Below are 1,325 nucleotides of genomic sequence, written 5' to 3'. Positions count from 1 at the left end.
GAGCCAGCTGGCGCTGCGCGCCTCGGCGCCGGCGCATGCGGTGCTGACCCGCCTGCCGCGCCCGCGCGAGTTCGCCTACGCGGTCTGCCTGCACCATGCGCGCGGCCGCTTCGAGCCGGCCGACCTGTTCGAGGCCGGCAAGCGCATGCTCAATGGCTGCCTCGACGAAGGCTGGCTCGCCACCGGCGAGTCGCTGCGGGCGGCGATGTGGCTGAAGATCGTGCACTGGGACCTCGCCGCGCCGATCGGCCAGGCCGCCGCGAGCCCGCTCGACACGGTGCGGCGGGCGCTCGATCACCTGGCGCCGCCGCCGGTGCTCACAGCGCGCACGACTGGGACACCGCGAAATCGTCCTCTCGCCAGCACTCTCCGTGCGTCGGGATCACGTTGATGACCTCGAAGTACGGCAGGCCGAAGTACTCGCATCCGTGCAGCGCCTCGACCGCGGCGTGGTACTCGTCGAGGTCGGGGGTCTCCCAGACCGCGACCTCGGCGCACTGGGTGTCCCAGCGCGATTCGCAGGTCTCGAACTGCCGCAGGCGCAGCGACGGGAAGTTCTCGAACACCAGCACCAGCACGCGTTCGCGGAACGCCGCGCGCCGCGCGGCATCGAGCGATCGCCAGTGGGAGGTGGCCTGCAACAGCATGAAGAAAGTGTGCGTTCTTGACATGGTGAAGGTGGGAGGTGAGTTGACGCAACGAAGCGCCTTGCCGACACTATGCGAGTTTTTATTCGTATTTGAAACTCGCATTTCAGAACCCGCACTCCGGAAGCCGATGTCCACACCGCAGACCGCCTCGCCCAGCACCCCTCTCACGCCCCGCAAGGCGCCGCGCCAGGCGCGCTCGCGGGCCACCGTCGACGCGATCCTCGATGCCGCGGCTCGCGTTCTGGTGCAGCGCGGCTATGCCGCGACCACGACGAACGCGGTGGCCGAGGTGGCCGGCGTCAGCGTCGGCTCGCTGTATCAGTACTTCCCGAACAAGGATTCGCTGATCGCCGCGCTGCATGACCGGCACGGCCGGCAGATGAGCGCGCTGCTCGATGCCGCGCTGCTGCAGCACCGCGGCTCGTCGCTGCCGGAGGCGCTGGCCGGGGTGATCGAATCGGCGGTGAAGGCGCACCAGCTCGACACCGACCTGCACCGCGTGCTCGAGAAGCAGGTGCTCGGCCTGCACCAGTTTCCCGGCGAGGACGAATCGGTCGACGAGATCGAGCGGCGCCTGCGCGGGCTGCTGGAAGCGCACCGTGCCGACATCGTCGTCGAGGATCTCCGGCTGGCCACCTACATGCTGATGCACGCGGTGCATGCGCTGATCCACGC

2 protein-coding genes and 1 pseudogene are annotated in these 1,325 nt (G+C 69.1%); 2 read left to right on the top strand and 1 reads right to left on the bottom strand.

Annotation, left to right across the window (positions count from 1 at the left end):
- A pseudogene (locus AC1D01_RS34975) lies at nucleotides 1-391 on the top strand (hypothetical protein); the annotation flags it as partial.
- Here AC1D01_RS34975 and AC1D01_RS34970 read toward each other — a convergent pair.
- Entirely contained in the window at nucleotides 318-671 is a 354-nt protein-coding gene (locus AC1D01_RS34970; protein WP_477874155.1) for a darcynin family protein, read from the bottom strand. The pseudogene AC1D01_RS34975 and the gene AC1D01_RS34970 sit on opposite strands and share 74 nt — an antisense overlap.
- Nucleotides 672-777: 106 nt before the next feature.
- On the opposite strand from AC1D01_RS34970, the gene AC1D01_RS34965 reads away from it, so the two are divergent.
- On the top strand, nucleotides 778-1,325 hold a 548-nt coding region (locus AC1D01_RS34965; protein WP_477874153.1), incomplete at its 3' end, for a TetR/AcrR family transcriptional regulator.

Source organism: Rhizobacter sp. P3_B12, from assembly GCF_056402895.1.
This window is presented reverse-complemented; position numbering and strand designations above follow the sequence as displayed.

Bases quoted from the DNA above. Each gene is read 5' to 3' on its own strand.
- AC1D01_RS34970 (WP_477874155.1), bottom strand. From the start codon at position 671: ATGTCAAGAACGCACACTTTCTTCATGCTGTTGCAGGCCACCTCCCAC.